This window comes from Nonomuraea polychroma, from assembly GCF_004011505.1.
Classification (GTDB): Bacteria; Actinomycetota; Actinomycetes; order Streptosporangiales; family Streptosporangiaceae; genus Nonomuraea; species Nonomuraea polychroma.
In genome coordinates this window covers 3536726-3552497 of sequence record NZ_SAUN01000001.1, presented here as the reverse complement: position 1 = coordinate 3552497, position 15772 = coordinate 3536726, and the positions used below count along the sequence as shown (strand labels likewise).

The window sequence follows — 15772 nt, the reverse complement described above, 5'->3', positions numbered from 1 at the left end:
CGGTGCAGGCGGCAGCCAGGTGACAGCGGGCCGGCGCTCGTTCGTTCTTGGCCGGTCTACGGAAGAAGGATGATCTTGCCGACGACGGTGCGGTCGATGAGCATCTGGAGCGCCTTGGCGGCCTCGGACAATGGCAGCCGTGCCGCGACCTCGGGTCGTAGTTCACCGGTGCGGAGCAGTTCGAGGAGGGTGGTGAGGTCCTCGTCGAAGTTCTTGTTCTGGCTGAGGCCGTAGAACGTCCAGCGCCGTCTGCCGGGTCGCAGCGACCACCACAGCAGCTTGCCGACCGTGGACAACAGCGGTGTGAACCGCCAACCTGTGTCGTCCAGGCTGGATGTGGTGCCGTAGGCGACCAGCCGGCCGCCGCGGGCCAGTGACCGCCAAGACTCGTGCAGGCCGGGACCGGTGCCGTGGTCGAAGACTGCGGCCACGCCGTCGGGGACGATTTCGCGTACCCGGTCGGCGAGGTGCGGCTGCCGGTAGTCGAGCGGGATCGCGCCGAGTTCGCGGAGCCGGTCGTGTTTGGGCGGCGAGGCGGTGCCGATGACCTGGGCGCCGGCGCGCAGCGCGAGCTGGACCAGCAGCGTGCCGACGCCGCCAGCCGCGCCGTGCGCGAGGACCGTCTGGCCTGCCTTCACCTTCGCGGCGCGGTGCACCATCTGGTACGCGGTGACGCCGTTGGTAATGAGGGCGACGACTTCTCCGGCATCCAGTTCGTCGGGGACCGGCACGAGATGGGCCGTCGGCAAGACGATCCGCTCGGTCCATGCGCCGGTACGGGTCATGGCCGCGACCTGCTGGCCCACCGGCACCGCGGCGTCCGGTCCGGCCGCCTCCACCGTGCCGACCAGGTCATAGCCGGGCACGAATGGAAACTTCGGCTGGGCGAAGTAGCGCCCGCGTAGCATCTGCACCTCGGCGGAGACCACCCCGGTGGCCGCGACACGGACCAGCGCTTGGCCCGGACCGGGTGGCCGCACCTGCCGCCGCCGAAGCTCTAGCACGTCCGGCTCGCCCGAGCGTGGCATGACGACCTGCAGTGTCTCCACGGCTATGCCTCCTTTTCGTCAGGATCCCGCTCGTCTGCCGGGTGCAGGCGGGTCAGGGCTCGGTACATGGCGTGGCGCGAGGGTCGGGGGCCGGGTGGTCAGAAGGCGTAGGGCCCGTACCGGCCCCACATGATGACCGCGGCGACGATGAGCAGGATCGCGTTGAACCCGATTGCCTGCGGCTCCTTGCGGCGGGCGTGGAGGCCCATGGCCAGGACCATGATCACAGCCAGGCCGGTGGCGGCCAGCGGGGTGAGCACGGTGGCGATGTCGAAAGCACCCGGCAGGATCAGCCCAAGGGCGCCGGCGAGTTCGGCGACGCCGATCAGACGCACCACGGGTGTGGAGACGTCACTGACCCACGGCAGCTGGGATATGAGCTTTTCGCGGGGCTGGGTGGCCTTGGTGACGCCGGCGGCTGCGAACAGCGCGGCGAGGACGCCTTGCAGGATCCACAGGAACACGTTCATCGGAGCGGAAAACCTTCTTCTTCGGTCGCGCCGCAGCGGGGATCGCCGCGGCGGACGAGGATTGAGCGGATCAAGATTCAAAGGCGGAGAGCTGGGCAACGTCAGCCGGTGAAGACGCGCTCGGCTTCGTCGCGCTGGGTGTGCAGGTCCCAGTAGAGAGGGGCGATCTCCTCGGCCTCGGCGGTCGGGATTTCGGGAGGGCCGCCCGCGCCGATCCACACGCCGATGGCGACGTGCGCGGCCTGGATACCGGTGCCGGCCAGCTCCTTGTGCAGGTTGAGCGCCCAGTTGCGCAGCGCCGCCTGGGCGGGGTTGACGTTGCCGAGCATCGGGATGGGGTCGACCGAGCCGGCACCGTTGGTGAAGAGCAGGGTGCCCGCGCCGGCCTCACGCATCGCGGGCAGGACGGCCTGGGTGGCGGTGATGGCGCTGCAGAGCAGGAAGTCGATCCATCCCTGTACATCGGAGGCGCTGGTCTGGGACGGGGAGGTGAGGTTCACGGAGCCGATGCTCGGAGCGGGGGAGTGCTCCAGGACGTCGATGCCGCCGAAGCGGTTGGCGGCGTCCTTGAGGGCCTGGGTCAGCGCGTCGTGGTCGAGCACGTCCGCCGGGAACGCGGCGGCGGTGATGCCCTCGACGGTGAGCCGGCCGACGAGGTCGTCGAGCTTGGCGCGGTTGCGGGCGATGAGAGCGACGTCGTAGCCGCGCGAGCCGAAGGTGCGGGCGATGGCGAGGCCCATTCCGGGGCCGGCTCCGACGATGGCGATGCTGGGCATGGTGAAGTCCTTTCGTGGGGAAGCGTCTGGGATACGGACTGGTCAGGCGACGGTGATGGCGATCTTGCCGAGGGTGCCGCCGCCGAACGCGGCGAACGCCTCGGGGGCCCGCTCCAGGTCGAACTCGGAGTTCACCGACACCTTGAGTGCGCCGGAGGCGACCTGTCCGGCGAGTGTGGACAGGGTGTCGGCGGTCGGGTTGGACCGGATCATGGCGGTCTGCAGCTTGCGGTCCTCCGAGGCCTCGGGGACGGTGAGGGCGGAGGCGACGGCGCCGCCGTCGCGGGTGAGCGCGGTGAGCTCGGCCACGTCGCCGGCGAGGTGCAGCACCGCGTCCACTCCGTCGGGAGCGGCCGCGCGGACCTGCGCGCTCACGTCCTGGGTGTAGTCGATGACGGTGACCTCGGCGTCGGTCAGCGCGGCGACTAAGTCGGTCTCGGGACCCGGCTTGGCCGTGGCGATCACGCGCGCGCGCCGGGCCGCGGCCAGCTGTACGGCGATCGCACCAACGCCGCCGGTGGCACCCGAGATCAGCACCGTCCTGCCTTCCAACGGGCCGACCAGGGCGAGACCGTCGAAGGCGGCGGTGCCCGCCAGCCCGAGCGCACCCGCGTCACGCACCGAGACTCCCTCCGGCCGGCGGGCGAGGCCGATGGCGGCGGGAACGGCGACGTACTGCGCCATCGACCCGGTGCCCAGGTGCGGCTTGGTCACCACGCCGAACACGGCGTCGCCGACCGCGAAGCCCTCGACACCGTCACCGACCGCCTCGACGGTGCCGGCGAAGTCCTTGCCCGGGATCAGCGGGAAGCGGTGCTCCATCATGCCCTGCAGGTATCCGGCCGCGGTGCCCAGGTCGAACCCGTTCACCGACGACGCCTGCACCCGTACCAGCAGCTCGCCCGCCTCCGGGCGGGGTGCCTCCACCTCGGTCACCTCGGGGGTCCCTGGCACCTGCGCCAGCGTCACGGCTCGCATCACACACTCCTCCAGTCGATCTGGAAAGGTCTTTCCGGTTCTTCGGTCAGCATAGCAGCCAAATGGATAAGCCTTTCCAGTTCGGTAGAGTGGGGTCCATGAACCCAGGCGACCAGCAAGCCGACGACCTCACCCCGCCGCTGCGCAGCGACGCCGAACGCAACCGCGAACGTGTCCTGGCCGCCGCCCGCACCGTGTTCGCCCGCGACGGCCTAGGCGCCTCCATGGCGTCGGTCGCCCGCGAAGCGGGCGTTGGCATCGCCACGCTGTTCCGCCGCTTCCCCGCCAAGGAAGACCTGGTCGCCGCCGTTTTCGCCGACCGCATGGACGCCTACGTCGACGCCGTCTCCACCGCCCTGGCCGACCCCGACCCCTGGCACGGCTTCACCGGCTACCTCCACACGGTGTGCGCCATGCAGGCCGCCGACCGCGGCTTCGCCGACGTGCTGACCATGACCTTCCCCACCGCCAAGGCCCTGGAAGCCCGCCGCGAAGAGGCCTACGACGGCGCGGTGCGCCTCATCGCCCGCGCCAAAACCGCAGGCCACCTGCGTGACGACTTCGCCCCGCAAGATCTGGTCCTGCTCCTCATGGCCACCGCGGGCGTCATCACCGCCACCGCCGACGCCGCCCCCGAGGCCTGGCGCCGCACCCTCGCACTGATGATCCAGTCCTTCCAGGCCCCGGCCCGCGACCCGCTCCCCGCCCCGCCCACGAACACCGCCCTGTACCGAGCCATGATCAGCCTCGGACGCACATGCTCCGCTCCCCGTGAATCGGCCGGAAGCTGATCTCGAAGGGCGCTCTCACAAACGGTCCTTTACTGGAGCAAGATCATTCGATAGCTGAGGAGACCCTCTGGACCCCCGGATCGATTCGCACAACCCGTTCTCACTCGAAAGCGGGAGACACCCCCTTATGAGAGTTGCATTGTGCGAAAATTCGGGCCTATGACGAACCCTCACCCCGCACCCGCGTCCGATCCGGACGACATCGAGCGCCACCCGTGCCCGCGCTGCGGCGCCGAGCCCGGTTCGCCGTGCCGCTCGCGCGGCGGCGCGGTCGCCAGCGCCTACCACACCGGCCGCTTCACCAAAGTGCCCCGACTGGCGAAACTGCTGCGGGTCCCCACTCCGGCCGACCGCGGACCCGGGCAACCTTGGCGGCCCGGCACCCCGCCCCCGGCACCGATCGACCCCGACACCCCGACCGCGGACATCCGGATCGGCTACGCGCGCTGCTCGACCCTCGGCCAAGAGCTCGACTCGCAACTCGACGCGCTCGCCGCCAAGAACATCCCCCGAGACAAGATCTTCGCTGAGAAGATCAGCACCCGGGTGCGGGTCCGTCCGCAGTTCGAGGCCGCGCTGGCCGCCGCCCGGGAGATCAAGGCCCACGCCCCGCACTGCCGGGTGATCCTCGCGGTTTACGAGATGAAGCGGCTCGGCCGCGACGCCGCCGAGCTCACCGCGCTCGCCGACCACCTGTCCGCCCACGGCCTGGTGCTGGAGATGCTCGCCGGACCCCTCGCGGGGATGTACGACCCCAGCGGGCACGGCAGGCTGCTGTTCGCGTTCTTCGCGGCGATGGCAGAGACCGAGCGGGAGAACATCCGCGAGTCCACGCTGGAAGGGCTGGACGCCGCGGCCCGAAAGGGTAAGCAGGGCGGCCGGCCACCGGTCATTACCGAGGACATGCTGCACACCGTGCTGCGGCGCCGAGCGCTCGGAGAATCCGTCGAGCAGATCCAGCCCGACCTGATCATACCCACCGGCAAGCGCAAGGGACGGAACCCCTCCGTCGCCAGCATCTACCGGGCGCTCGCCGAGCACGCCAAGCGCGAGGCATACCCCGAAGCCGTCGAACAGGCGCACGCCGACTTCGCCGCCCTCCAGGCTTGGTGAACTTCCGGGTCCGCACACCGCGACGGCATCCAGCACCGACCATGGTCGTACTCATCGACAACCGCTGTACCGATGCATCAAAACCGAACCCCGCAGGCTTGACGGCACAAGCATGGGTAAGACCCGGCACAAGAACCCGCGCACCGCCACGCGCTACGTCAAACCCGGTACCGAGGCCATGGCGGCCGTCACCACCCACCTAGCGCCGCCCCGCCGTACCCATTGAACAGCTTTTCTCTCTGGCGAACGGGTCGCTGCCCCTCAGGCGTACTGCCATGCGCGAGCTGGAGATCCGCCATCCCGGCCTAACCTGATAAACCACCGGCCAGTACGAACACGCCAAGCGCTTCTACAGCAATACCGGCAAGACAGCGACAGCCCTCGGACCGAGAATCAACGCCCCTGCCCGCACTTCTGACGACGATCGCCGACACCCGCCCAGACAACAATCACGTGCTGTTGAGCAGGGCCGACGCCGCCGTTTGGGGCTCATGACACGTTTCTTACCGGCACCCCTACTAGAACATAAGCCGCAAACTACTCAAATCAAACGCCCTCTCAGAGGGTCAGGTCCCAGACGCGTGCGACGCCGTCCCGACCGGCGGTCAGGGCGACCGGGCGATCTTGCATCGTGGTGACCACCACAGCTTCGACGCTCCAATTGTGGCCGGTCAGTGGCGGCCCGATTTGTCGACCGCTGGCGAGGTCCCAGAGCCGTATGGTCCCGTCCTCGCCGCCGGTCACCACGACCGCCCGTTCGCCGACCATGGCGACGTCCAAGGCGTTGATCCTGCCCTCATGGCCGGTAGACGGTTCGTGGATCGGATCATCCTCTTCGCCCCCGGACAGGTCGAACACGTACACCTTTCCGGAGTCCGTGCCTGCCACGACGACCGGACGGCCGTCGAGCTCGGACAAAGCGACGGCGTATGTCCGCCCGTCGTTCACATAGAACGACGCGGCCTGCTCGCCGTTCGCCAGATTCCACATCTCCACATACTCTTCCCCGCCCCCAACGACCAGCGAGCGGCCGTCGATTCGTGCGGTGGCGAGACCCCAGATGGGGCCAGCGGCCAACTCCACCGGAAGCTCCTCGGCGGACAGCCCCAACACCTGGACTCCGTCCCAATGGACCCCGCTGCTTGCTACGAACTGGGGCGGTCCCTCGCCCTTCACGGTGGCGATGGACGAGATGTAGAGCCCGTCGTACGTCGTCCCGCGGAGCAGTTCGCCGCTGTCCAGGTCCCAGATGGCCGCTCCCTGTTCATCGCCGCCGGCCGCCAGCACCACGCGCCCGTCGGAAACGGCCACGGCAACCGAGTCGATATCGTTCTCGGCGTCCGGATACTCGGCGGCGAGCGGATCCTCGGCGCAGGCGTACGCCAGCGGCCGCTCCCGCCACTCGTCCTGCAGCGGAGCCCAGCTCCACAGCTTGTAGTCGCCGGTGCATACCACCAACGGCGCCCCGTCCACATCGACCACCGCGAGGTCGTCGATCCGGCCGTCAGGCGCCGCGCTGCTCAGAATCAAACGTTCGTCAGACACCCGGGCAGGATAATCGGCGCGTGCGACGACCTGGATGGCATCAAGAGGTGATCCGCAGGGCAAAACAGTGAGCCAGGACAGTAGGGACACCCAAACCTGTTCCTGCCGATAATGTCATCCGCGCAGGTCATCCGGCTTGCCCGACTCCTCCTGGCGTGAAACCGCGCTGCGGTTGCTGCCGCTGGGGGATAGGGACAAGGACGCCGAGATTCTTGCCCTCCGCCACCAGATCCGCGTTCTTGAACGGCAACTCGACGCCGACGCCAGGGCGAGGTTTGCTCCGAGGAGCGCGCCGCCGGCCCTTCACCCACCACGCCCACGGGTGGCGCGGCGGCTCCCACCCTGTACCCCTCGTACCCCTTCGACAGCTCTCAGCAGGCCGACCTCTGGGATCAGCTCTTCAGCAATCTCGATTCTGACGACGAATTCTGGAACGAGATCACCACTCGCGACGTCAAGACCAAGCGCCGCCTGCCATGGATCCGCCCGGCAACCTGGTAGGCGCCAACGCCACCGCAACCGGCCTTCAGGGAGGATCGGACCGGATTTTGGCGCTACAAAGTCGATCTTGACGACGATTCGGTGACGACGGCTTTTTGCCCTGATGGCGCGCCCTAACGTGCCTGCTCATGCCTGTGGATTTCCTCTCAGATGAGCAAGTAGCCCGCTATCGCCGGTTCCGGCCCGAGGTGTCGGTGGCCGAGCTCGAGCGGTTCTTCCGGCTGGACGTCAAGGCGCTGCAGGCGCTGGCGGGCAAGCGTCGTCCGGCGACGAAGCTGGGGTGGGCAGTGCAGTGGGGGACCGTGCGGATGCTCGGCACCTTCCTGGCCGAAGACCCCCCGGACGTGCCAAGGGACGTGCTGGAGTTCGTCGCCGAGCAACTCGACATCAACCCGGCGTGCGCGCCGGAGTACCTGACCCGGCCGAAGACCGCCTACGAGCACGCCTGGGAGATCCGGGACCTGCTGGAGCTGTCGGAGTTCTCCAAACGCGAGCAGGAGGTTCGCGACTACCTGGCCGCCCGGGCGTGGTCGACGATCGAGGGGCCGCGGGCGTTGTTCGACCGTGCCGTGGTGCACATGCTGCGCGAAGGCATTCTGCTGCCCGCGGGTATCACCACCCTGACCCGGCTGATCAGTGAAGTGCGCCGGGCCGAGCACGCCCGGTTGTATCGCACACTGGCCGAGCGCGCCGGCCCAGAGCTGCGGGCGCGGCTGGCCGATCTGCTGCAGGTGCCCGCCGATCGGCGAGTGTCGGAGCTGGACGGCTACGTACCGCGCCGACGCGGGCCTCGGGCCGAGTGATGGTGGCGGAGCTGCATCGGGTGGCCGAGATCGTCGGATTGGGCGCCGGGGCCGTGCGGCTGGACCCGGCGCCGGCGGTGAAACTGTCGGCGCTGGCCCGCTACGGGCTGGTCTCCAAGGCGCCGACGTTACGAGATCTGGAAAGCGATCGGCAGGCGGCCACGCTGCTGGCCACCGTGCGGCACCTGGAGACCTCGTCCGTCGATGACGCCCTGGACGTGCTGGATCTGCTCATCACCTCCAACCTGCTGGCCCGGGCCGAGCGGGCGGGCAAGGCCGAGCAACTGCGCACGTTCCCCAAGTTGCGCAAGGCGGCGCGCACGATGGCCTCGGCGGTGGAGGTGCTGATGTCGGCGCCGGAGGCGACCGAGGATCGGCTGGTGTCGCTGGTGGAGGTGTGGAAGGCGATCGAGGAGGTGGTGCCGCGCGAGAAGCTGGCCTCGGCGGTAGAGACGGTCGCGGCGTTCGTGCCTACGACTGACGATGACGCAGCCGCCGAATGGCGAGCCGAGCTGGTCAAGCGCTACCGCACCGTGCAGGGCTTCATCGAGCTGCTGCTGGAGGTGATCCGCTTCCGCGCGGTCGAGGCCGACCGCGCGGTGCTGGCGATGGTGCGCACCGCCGCGGCTATGGCCAAGAGCCGCCGCCGCTACGCGCCGAGCGATATCGCCGCGCACGAGGAGCTGATCACAGGGTCATGGCGGCCGCTGGTCTACCGCAATCCGGATGTGCCGGAGGGGAAGATCGACAAGGCCGCGTTTGTGCTGTGCGCGGTCATGCACCTGCATCACGCGCTGCGCCGGCGCGATATGTTCGCCGAAGGGTCCGAGCGCTGGAGCGACCCGCGGGCCCGGCTGCTGGACGGGAACGCGTGGCAGCAGGCGCGGCCGCGCGTCCTCACCTCGCTGGAGCTGGAGGTCGAACCGGCCGGGCATCTGGCCGAGCTCGCCAGTGCATTGGAGGGCGCCTACGCCCGGGTGCTGGACGGCTTGGGCGCCAACACCGCGGTGCAGTTCGTCGGCGGCCGGCTGCAATTGGAGAAGCTCGGCGCGGCCGAAGAACCGCCCTTGATGAAGGAGCTGCGCGCGCTGATCGATGGCATGCTGCCCCGGCTGGACTTTCCCGAGCTGGTGCTGGAGGTGTTCGACCGCACCGGCCTGCCGGGCGACTTCACCCACATCTCCGGCGCTGATGCGTCGATGGAGGACTTCGGGGTCAGCCTGGCCGCGCTAATCGTGGCCGAGGCATGCAACGTCGGCCTGGTCCCGATCGAGAAACCGAACGTGCCCGCGCTGACGAGGGCCCGGCTACTCCAGGTCGACCAGGGCTACCTGCGCGGCGAGACGATCGCGGCGGCCAACGCCCGCCTTATCGCCGCCCAGGCCGAACTCGACATCGTCGCCTGCTGGGGCGGCGGGCACATCGCCTCGGCCGACGGGCTGCGCTTCGTGGTGCCGGTGCAGAACCTGCACACCGGCCACAACCCCGTCTACTTCGGCCGCCAGCGCGGCGCGACCTGGCTGAACGTGGTCAACGACCAGGTGATGGGCATCGGCGGGCTGGTCGTGCCCGGCACACTGCGCGACTCGCTGTTCATCTTGGACGCCATCCACAACCTCGACGGCGGGCCCAAGCCCGAGACGGTGGTCACCGACACCGCCAGCTATTCCGACATCGTCTCGGGCCTGTTCGCGATCTGCGGCTACCAGTTCTCCCCGCGCATCGCCGACCTGGCCGACACCCGCCTGTGGCGCACCAACACCCGCGCCGTCTACGGGGCGCTGGAGCACATGTCCCGCCACACCGTCCGGCTGGACAAGATGCGCGCGCACTGGGGCGATATGCTGCGCGTGGCCGGCTCGCTGACGATGGGCACCGTACGCGCCTACGACCTGATCCGGATGTTGTCGGCCGACGGCCGCACCACCGGCCTGGGTGAGGCGTTCGCCCACTATGGCCGCATCTTCAAGACGCTGCATCTGCTGCAGTTCATCGCCGACGAAGGCTATCGTCGGATGATCGGCACCCAGCTGAACGTGCAGGAGGCCCGCCACCGGCTGGCGCGGAAGATCGCCTTCGGCAACCGGGGCCAGCTGCGTCAGCGCTACCGTGAGGGCCTGGAGGACCAGCTGGGCAGTCTGGGGCTGGCGTTGAACGCGGTCATCTGGTGGAACAGCCTGTATCTGGATGCTGCTGTCAAGCACTTGCGCGAGCAGGGGTTCCCGGTCACTGACGAGATGTGCGCGCGGCTGTCGCCGATTCAGTACGACCACATCAACTTCCTGGGCCGCTACGCCTTCTCCCGCGCCGATGTGGCTGGGGGCTTGCGTCCCTTCCATGACGGTGCTCACGAGGGCGGTTGAACCCCGGCGTGGCCAGGCGGTCAGGCGCCGAGACCGGGACCGGCATCCTCGGCCAGCATCCGATAGGCGCTGGCCAGCGACGGGTGCCGGCCCTTGTTCTTGCCCGCGGGGATGACCAGCTTGGCCGCGATCTCCGGCACCGGCACGCCCCGGGCACGCAGACTGCGGGCGTAGGCCGCCATGTCGTCGTCGAACACCTTGGGACGTCCGCCGTGGCGGCCGCGCTCGCGCGCGGAGGCCTGGCCTTCGAGGGACTTCTCCCGGATGTACTCGCGTTCGGACTCGGCCATCCCGGCGAAGAACGCGAACAGCGCGGCCCCGTGCCCGGACGGGTCGTACACCCCCTGCAACGGGCCGGTCAGCAGCTCCAGCTGGATGTCGGCCCGGCGCAGCTCTTCGGCGATGGTGAGCAGCTCGGCCGCGCCGCGGCCCAGGCGCTTCATCTCGTGCACCGTGAAGATCACCCGCTGGTGCGGGACAGCGGTCTTGATCGTGCGGGCGTAGTCCATGGCCTTGGCGAACTCCGGCCGCACCTTCACGCGCGTGCTGATTTTCTCGGAGAAGATCGGCTCGCATCCCGCCGCCTCTAGGGCGTCCAGTTGGCTCTGCAGTTCCTGTTGCACGGTGCTGCACCGGGCATAGCCGACCCTGGTCGGCCTGACCCGAGCACCGGCGACAGCGGCCTCGCGTGCCGGGCCCGCCGCCCAGGCCCGGCCCGGCCCGCGATCGACGGGCGTGCGCACCTCCAGCTCGGCCCGCAGTTGCGGTACCAGCATGAAGCGCGGTGTGTGGTACTTCGGGGCAACCTTCCCACCCCGGGGTCCGGCAGGCGCTGCCCGCCGATGCCTGGCACGTCGGACAGTCGAACGCCTCAACCGCGGCCGCCGGGTCATCAAGATCGCTCATGTTGCAAAACCTACCGCGAGCCTTGTTGTGAGAACACGGTTTTGCGAGAGGTTGTGAGAATGACGGTCAGGTACAAATCGGACACTGCCGGGTGGCGGGTCGGGATCTGTCAGAACTCCTCATTTCTGCGAGTACGGTCTCACGCGCAGGAAGGATGCTCTGGGAACGAGATGGCCACATGATCCGTCAGTGGCCAGAACCGAGTCTGGTCACTGACAGCGATCCCCTGACGGTAACTGATCATCATTGGCGGTTATGCCGTGCCGCTCTTTGCCCGATCGGGATGGCTCTCGTGCAGGAGGGAGCGCAGTTCGGCGGTGTCGATGATGTGGGCCAGCCTCGGGAAAATGCTGGTCATCAGGTTCTGGTGGGCCTGTGGATCCGGGTCGGTGACGCCGTCGGAGAGGACGTAGAGCTGGTAGTCGCGGTCGGCGGCGTCGGTGACGGTGGACAGTACGACACCGCTGGTGGTGATGCCGGCGATGACCAGGGTGATGATTCCGCGATCCCGCAGTTGCCGGTCGAGGTCTGTGGTGGACAGGGCGCCGTAGCGGGTCTTGCGGACGGTGATGTCGCCGGGCTCGGGAGCGAGTTGATGGTGGAAGGCGGTGTCAGGTTCCTCGTGGTGCATGAGGTGCTGCTGGCCGATGAAGGAGAATGTCTTGTTGGCCGGCGGGATCGCCGCCCAGTCGGCTTCGGTGAATCCGACTCGCACGTAGGCGATGGTGGCGCCGTGGGCTCGCATGTCGGCGATGGCGCCGGCCACCCGTGACAGCAGCGCGTCCGGGTTGGCCAGACCGGGGAGCGAGGCCAGGATTCCCTGCTGGTAATCCAAGACGAGCAGCGCTGCCGTCCGGGGGTCCAGCGCCGGGGTCGTGAAGGTCATTTCTCTCCTTGGGTGATGAGGGCGCCCTGACACGCGAGATCACGTCCCGGGGCCTGCATGTTGGGCGTGAGTCGTGAGGTGCCGCTGGGTGACGGTGGAGGCCGTCTCCGAGCTGTGCGCGGAGGGGCGAACCGCTCCGAAGAGGGGGTTGTCAGGCGCGGCTCGGTGCTGGGTCCGGCTCGGCGAGGGGCGCCGCGGCGCGTCGGGGGAGCAGGAGCGGAGTCGTCAGCAGGAGCACGCCGGCCAGGCCGATGGCCGTTCGCGGGCCGAGCAGGCCGCCGAGCACGCCCCATGCGGCCGTCCGGAGCGCGGTCGAGGCCTTGGTCGTCACCGTCCAGGCGGACAGCGTGCGGGTGATCCGGTCGGGCGCGGTGCGCTCGAGACGGTAGGTGGCGCAGACGGGGTTGAAGAGCCCGCAGCAGAAGATCAGCCCGAGCTGGACGCCCATCACCAGCAGCAGCCCTCCGGTCCGCGGCCCCACGAGGGTCAGCCCGACGAGCCAGATCGCGCGCAGCGTCCCGGCCACGACCAGGACCCGGTGCTGCCCGAACCGGGTGACGAGCGGTCGGGCCAGCCGCGCACCGAACAGCCCGCCGATCGCGGGCGCGGCTAAGGCGAGGCCGTACTGCCACGGTGTGAACCCGAGCTGGCCGAGCATCAGGACGGCCAGCAGCGCGTCGGTGGCCATCACCAGGCCGTTGAACAGGGCGGTGTTGAAGAACAGCGGACGCAGCGTCGCGTCGGCGAGGATGTACCGCCAGCCGTCGAGCAGGTCCCCGGCCCGCATGCGCGCGGCCGGCCGGCGTTCGGGCCGCGGCTCCTGGCCGCCCGCCGCGCGGATGCCCAGGGCCGAGAGCAGGTAGCTGACCGCGTCGGCCACCACCGTGGCCACCGGACCGAGGAGCCCGATTGCGGCGCCGCCCAGCGGCGGTCCGATGATGGTGATGGTCCAGGTGGTGGACTCGAATCGGGCGTTGGCGACGAGCAGGTGCTCGGCCGGCAGCAGCGTCTTCAGGTACGCACCCGAGGCGGCGCGGAAGGTGATGTCGGCGGCCGCCACGACGACCGAGACCAGCAGGAGCTGAACGAAGGACAACACGCCGAGCGCGAACGCGGCGGGGATCGTCAGCAGCGCCGCGAACCGCACCAGGTCCATCCCGATCAGCACTGGCCGCTTGCGGCGGAACTCCACCCACGGGCCCAGCGGCACCGCCACGGCCGCGCCCGCCAGAGCCCCCACGGAGGACAACGCCGCGACCTGCGCCGGCCCGGCGTGCAGCACCTGAATCGCGATCAGCGGGAACGCGCCGAAGGCGAGCCACGTGCCGAGCGCGCTGGTGCCGTACGCTGCCCAGAGCCACCCGAACTGCCGCCCCAACCGGTGCCCTCTCCGCATGCCCAACGCTCCTCGCCACTCACTCGCACAACCGATTTGCGATCGCAAGCATCAAAGCGCGCGCCGTACCAGGGCATCAAACAACTGCGGGGCCGTTAGCCACAACGAACGGTTGTATCCGTAGGGTGTGTCCGCATGGACCTCGACACCATACGGACCTTCGTCGCCGCCGCCGACGCGGGGCAGTTCCAGGAGGCCGCCGCCGACCTGGCGGTTACCCAGCAGGCCGTCTCCAAGCGCATCGCCGCGCTGGAGCGCACCCTCGGCGTGCGACTGTTCACTCGCACGCCGCGCGGCGCCGAGCTCACCATCGACGGGCAGGCGTTCCTGCCCCACGCCCGCGAGTTGCTGCGCGTCGCTGAGCGCGCGGTCGCGTCCGTGCGCACCGGCCGCCGTCCGCTGCGCGTCGACATGATCACCTCGCGCAGCGCGGCGTCGGGCCTGATGCGCGGCTTCCACCGCGCGTACCCCGAGATCGACCTCGACGTGGTGATGCTGTTCGACATCGAGACGGCCCTCGCCGCCATTCGGTCCGGTGCGATCGACGCGTCCTTCCGCGCCGTCGCCATGCCCGGCCGGCCCCTTCCCGAGGACATTGAGTCAGTCCGGGTGCTCGACGAGCCTCTCCAACTCCTCACCGGCCCCGCTCACGCGCTGGCGTCCGCCCGTTCGGTGACCCTGACCCAGCTCGCCGGGCACCGGATCTGGATGCCCGGCCTCGTCCCCGGAACCGAATGGGCCGCCTACTACGACGACCTCGTCGCCGAGTTCGGCCTGACCATCGAGGCGACCGGCCCCAACTTCGGCTCCGACGCGCTCCTCGACACCATCGCCGACACCCCGGCCCTGGCCACCTTCATGGGCGCGCAGACCCGCCTCGTCTGGCCCGCCGGCCACGGCCTGCGCCGCATCCCGGTCATCGGCCCCACGCCGGTCTACCCGCACTCGCTCCTGTGGCACCGCGACAACCCCCACCCCGCGCTGGCCACCCTCCGCGCCCACCTCGCCGCCACGGCGGCCGGCCACGGCGCCGCCGGGACCTGGGCGCCGGACTGGGCAATCCCGCTCTGAACGCGGCCTCGGCGGGCCGGACCGCCAACCGGGATTCAGGAGGCAGGCGTGGCCCATCGGCACACTCCGGCCCTGCCCTCCGTATGCCTCACCTGAGGCATGAGCAGGCACGCTAGGGCGCTCAGCCAGGGCAAACAGCCGTCGTCACCGAATCGTCGTCAAGATCGACTTACTAGCGCCAAAATCCGGTCCGATCCTCCTCGGAGGCCTCTACAGCAATACCGGCAAGACAGCGACAGCCCTCGGACCGAGAATCAACGCCCCTGCCCGCACTTCTGACGACGATCGCCGACACCCGCCCAGACAACAATCACGTGCTGTTGAGCAGGGCCGATGCCGCCGTTTGGGGCTCATGACACGTTTCTTACCGGCACCCCTTGTAGAGCGACAGTTTGACGGGACTCGACGAAGTGGCGAACTCGACGTATCTGCGGCCATAGCTCTTCGTCACGGCGAAGCCGCGGTCAACGTAGAACCGCTTGCTCGCGGCCACGTCCGCGACTCCTAGTTGGAGCACGATCTCGTCGATCTGCCGGGTGGCCGGGCCGGTGTCCTTCTTCCCCGAGGACGCGACCGTCCAGATCGTCCCGTCCGGGGCTTGTACGACACCGCCGTAGCCCCATAGCGACTTCGCGGCCGGCTTCAACGGCGTGGCGCCGGCGTCGAGTGCGGCACCCATGAGGCCGTTGACGGTGGCCGGCTGGGACACGATGAGCGACAGCGTGAACCCGCGGAAGCCAGTCGTGGGTGCCGCCGAGGCCTGCAGGCGTACCCAAATGTCCGAACCGAAGGCAGTGGTGTAGAAGCGGCTGGCCGCCGTGGGGTCGGCCACCTCGAGGGTGACGAATTCGATGGAAGCCATAGGTGTCACGCTAAGTGCGGCTCGGTGACCCGCGCTTCTCGATTTCTGATCGCTCCGTCCCGCTGGGCGCCGCTACTCTCACCGACATGCCTGAGCGCTGTCCAAACCGCGGCCGGCTCCTGGCGTCACGGGATGTCGACGAACCTGACCTGGAGGGCCGCCACGGCCGCCTCGGCCTCTTCCTGGGACGCCCACAATCCGATCGGGTGCCCGCCGCGTGGTTTCCACGGCCGCGACAGTGCGCGCCACACGGCGGGGCTGT

Annotated in this window: 15 protein-coding genes; 5 read left to right on the top strand and 10 right to left on the bottom strand. The window is 69.2% G+C overall.

Annotated elements, in window-relative coordinates; all coding sequences use genetic code 11:
• Positions 1-56: 56 nt before the first annotated feature.
• From EDD27_RS15910 to EDD27_RS15895, 4 genes are all read right to left on the bottom strand, one after another.
• On the bottom strand, positions 57-1049 hold the full coding sequence (locus EDD27_RS15910) for a medium chain dehydrogenase/reductase family protein (protein ID WP_241564063.1): 993 nt from the start codon (positions 1047-1049) through the stop codon (positions 57-59).
• Between the two features lie 98 nt (positions 1050-1147).
• On the bottom strand, positions 1148-1519 hold the full coding sequence (locus EDD27_RS15905; protein ID WP_127933134.1) for a DoxX family protein: 372 nt from the start codon (positions 1517-1519) through the stop codon (positions 1148-1150).
• Positions 1520-1620: 101 nt separating this feature from the next.
• Positions 1621-2295 (bottom strand): SDR family NAD(P)-dependent oxidoreductase, encoded by a 675-nt coding sequence (locus EDD27_RS15900; RefSeq protein ID WP_127933133.1) that lies wholly within the window; start codon positions 2293-2295, stop codon positions 1621-1623.
• Positions 2296-2337: 42 nt separating this feature from the next.
• Positions 2338-3273 carry an NADP-dependent oxidoreductase gene (locus tag EDD27_RS15895; RefSeq protein WP_127933132.1) on the bottom strand — a complete coding sequence of 312 codons (936 nt, stop codon included), beginning with the start codon at positions 3271-3273 and terminating at the stop codon, positions 2338-2340.
• 98 nt (positions 3274-3371) lie between these two features.
• On the opposite strand from EDD27_RS15895, the gene EDD27_RS57740 reads away from it, so the two are divergent.
• Together EDD27_RS57740 and EDD27_RS15885 are read left to right on the top strand one after the other, a co-directional pair.
• Complete coding sequence (locus tag EDD27_RS57740) at positions 3372-4064, top strand: TetR/AcrR family transcriptional regulator (protein WP_127933131.1); 693 nt, start codon at positions 3372-3374, stop codon at positions 4062-4064.
• A gap of 159 nt (positions 4065-4223) precedes the next feature.
• Positions 4224-5177 carry a recombinase family protein gene (locus EDD27_RS15885; protein ID WP_127933130.1) on the top strand — a complete coding sequence of 318 codons (954 nt, stop codon included), beginning with the start codon at positions 4224-4226 and terminating at the stop codon, positions 5175-5177.
• Positions 5178-5735: 558 nt separating this feature from the next.
• On the opposite strand, the gene EDD27_RS15875 is transcribed toward EDD27_RS15885, so the two are convergent.
• The gene (locus EDD27_RS15875) at positions 5736-6812 is read right to left on the bottom strand and encodes a WD40 repeat domain-containing protein (protein WP_127933129.1); all 1077 of its coding nucleotides are present in this window, start codon (positions 6810-6812) and stop codon (positions 5736-5738) included.
• 539 nt (positions 6813-7351) lie between these two features.
• Between EDD27_RS15875 and EDD27_RS15865 the strand changes: the two genes are divergently transcribed.
• On the top strand, positions 7352-8026 hold the full coding sequence (locus EDD27_RS15865; RefSeq protein ID WP_127933127.1) for a DUF4158 domain-containing protein: 675 nt from the start codon (positions 7352-7354) through the stop codon (positions 8024-8026).
• On the top strand, positions 8026-10389 hold the full coding sequence (locus EDD27_RS15860) for a Tn3 family transposase (protein ID WP_127933126.1): 2364 nt from the start codon (positions 8026-8028) through the stop codon (positions 10387-10389). The genes EDD27_RS15865 and EDD27_RS15860 overlap by 1 nt, the downstream gene beginning before the upstream one ends.
• Before the next feature lie 20 nt (positions 10390-10409).
• Here the strand turns inward: EDD27_RS15860 and EDD27_RS15855 are convergent, their stop codons facing one another.
• The 3 genes from EDD27_RS15855 to EDD27_RS15845 form a co-directional block, all read right to left on the bottom strand.
• On the bottom strand, positions 10410-11165 hold the full coding sequence (locus EDD27_RS15855; RefSeq protein WP_206641431.1) for a recombinase family protein: 756 nt from the start codon (positions 11163-11165) through the stop codon (positions 10410-10412).
• Positions 11166-11548: 383 nt separating this feature from the next.
• On the bottom strand, positions 11549-12181 hold the full coding sequence (locus EDD27_RS15850; protein ID WP_127933125.1) for a cysteine hydrolase family protein: 633 nt from the start codon (positions 12179-12181) through the stop codon (positions 11549-11551).
• A 151-nt stretch (positions 12182-12332) separates the two neighbouring features.
• The gene (locus tag EDD27_RS15845; protein ID WP_127933124.1) at positions 12333-13577 is read right to left on the bottom strand and encodes an MFS transporter; all 1245 of its coding nucleotides are present in this window, start codon (positions 13575-13577) and stop codon (positions 12333-12335) included.
• 135 nt (positions 13578-13712) lie between these two features.
• On the opposite strand from EDD27_RS15845, the gene EDD27_RS15840 reads away from it, so the two are divergent.
• The gene (locus EDD27_RS15840; protein ID WP_127933123.1) at positions 13713-14648 is read left to right on the top strand and encodes a LysR family transcriptional regulator; all 936 of its coding nucleotides are present in this window, start codon (positions 13713-13715) and stop codon (positions 14646-14648) included.
• Positions 14649-15012: 364 nt separating this feature from the next.
• Here EDD27_RS15840 and EDD27_RS15835 read toward each other — a convergent pair whose 3' ends face one another.
• Together EDD27_RS15835 and EDD27_RS57735 are read right to left on the bottom strand one after the other, a co-directional pair.
• Positions 15013-15510 (bottom strand): VOC family protein, encoded by a 498-nt coding sequence (locus tag EDD27_RS15835; RefSeq protein WP_206641430.1) that lies wholly within the window; start codon positions 15508-15510, stop codon positions 15013-15015.
• A 125-nt stretch (positions 15511-15635) separates the two neighbouring features.
• On the bottom strand, positions 15636-15761 hold the full coding sequence (locus EDD27_RS57735) for a hypothetical protein (RefSeq protein WP_277750714.1): 126 nt from the start codon (positions 15759-15761) through the stop codon (positions 15636-15638).
• Positions 15762-15772: the final 11 nt, after the last annotated feature.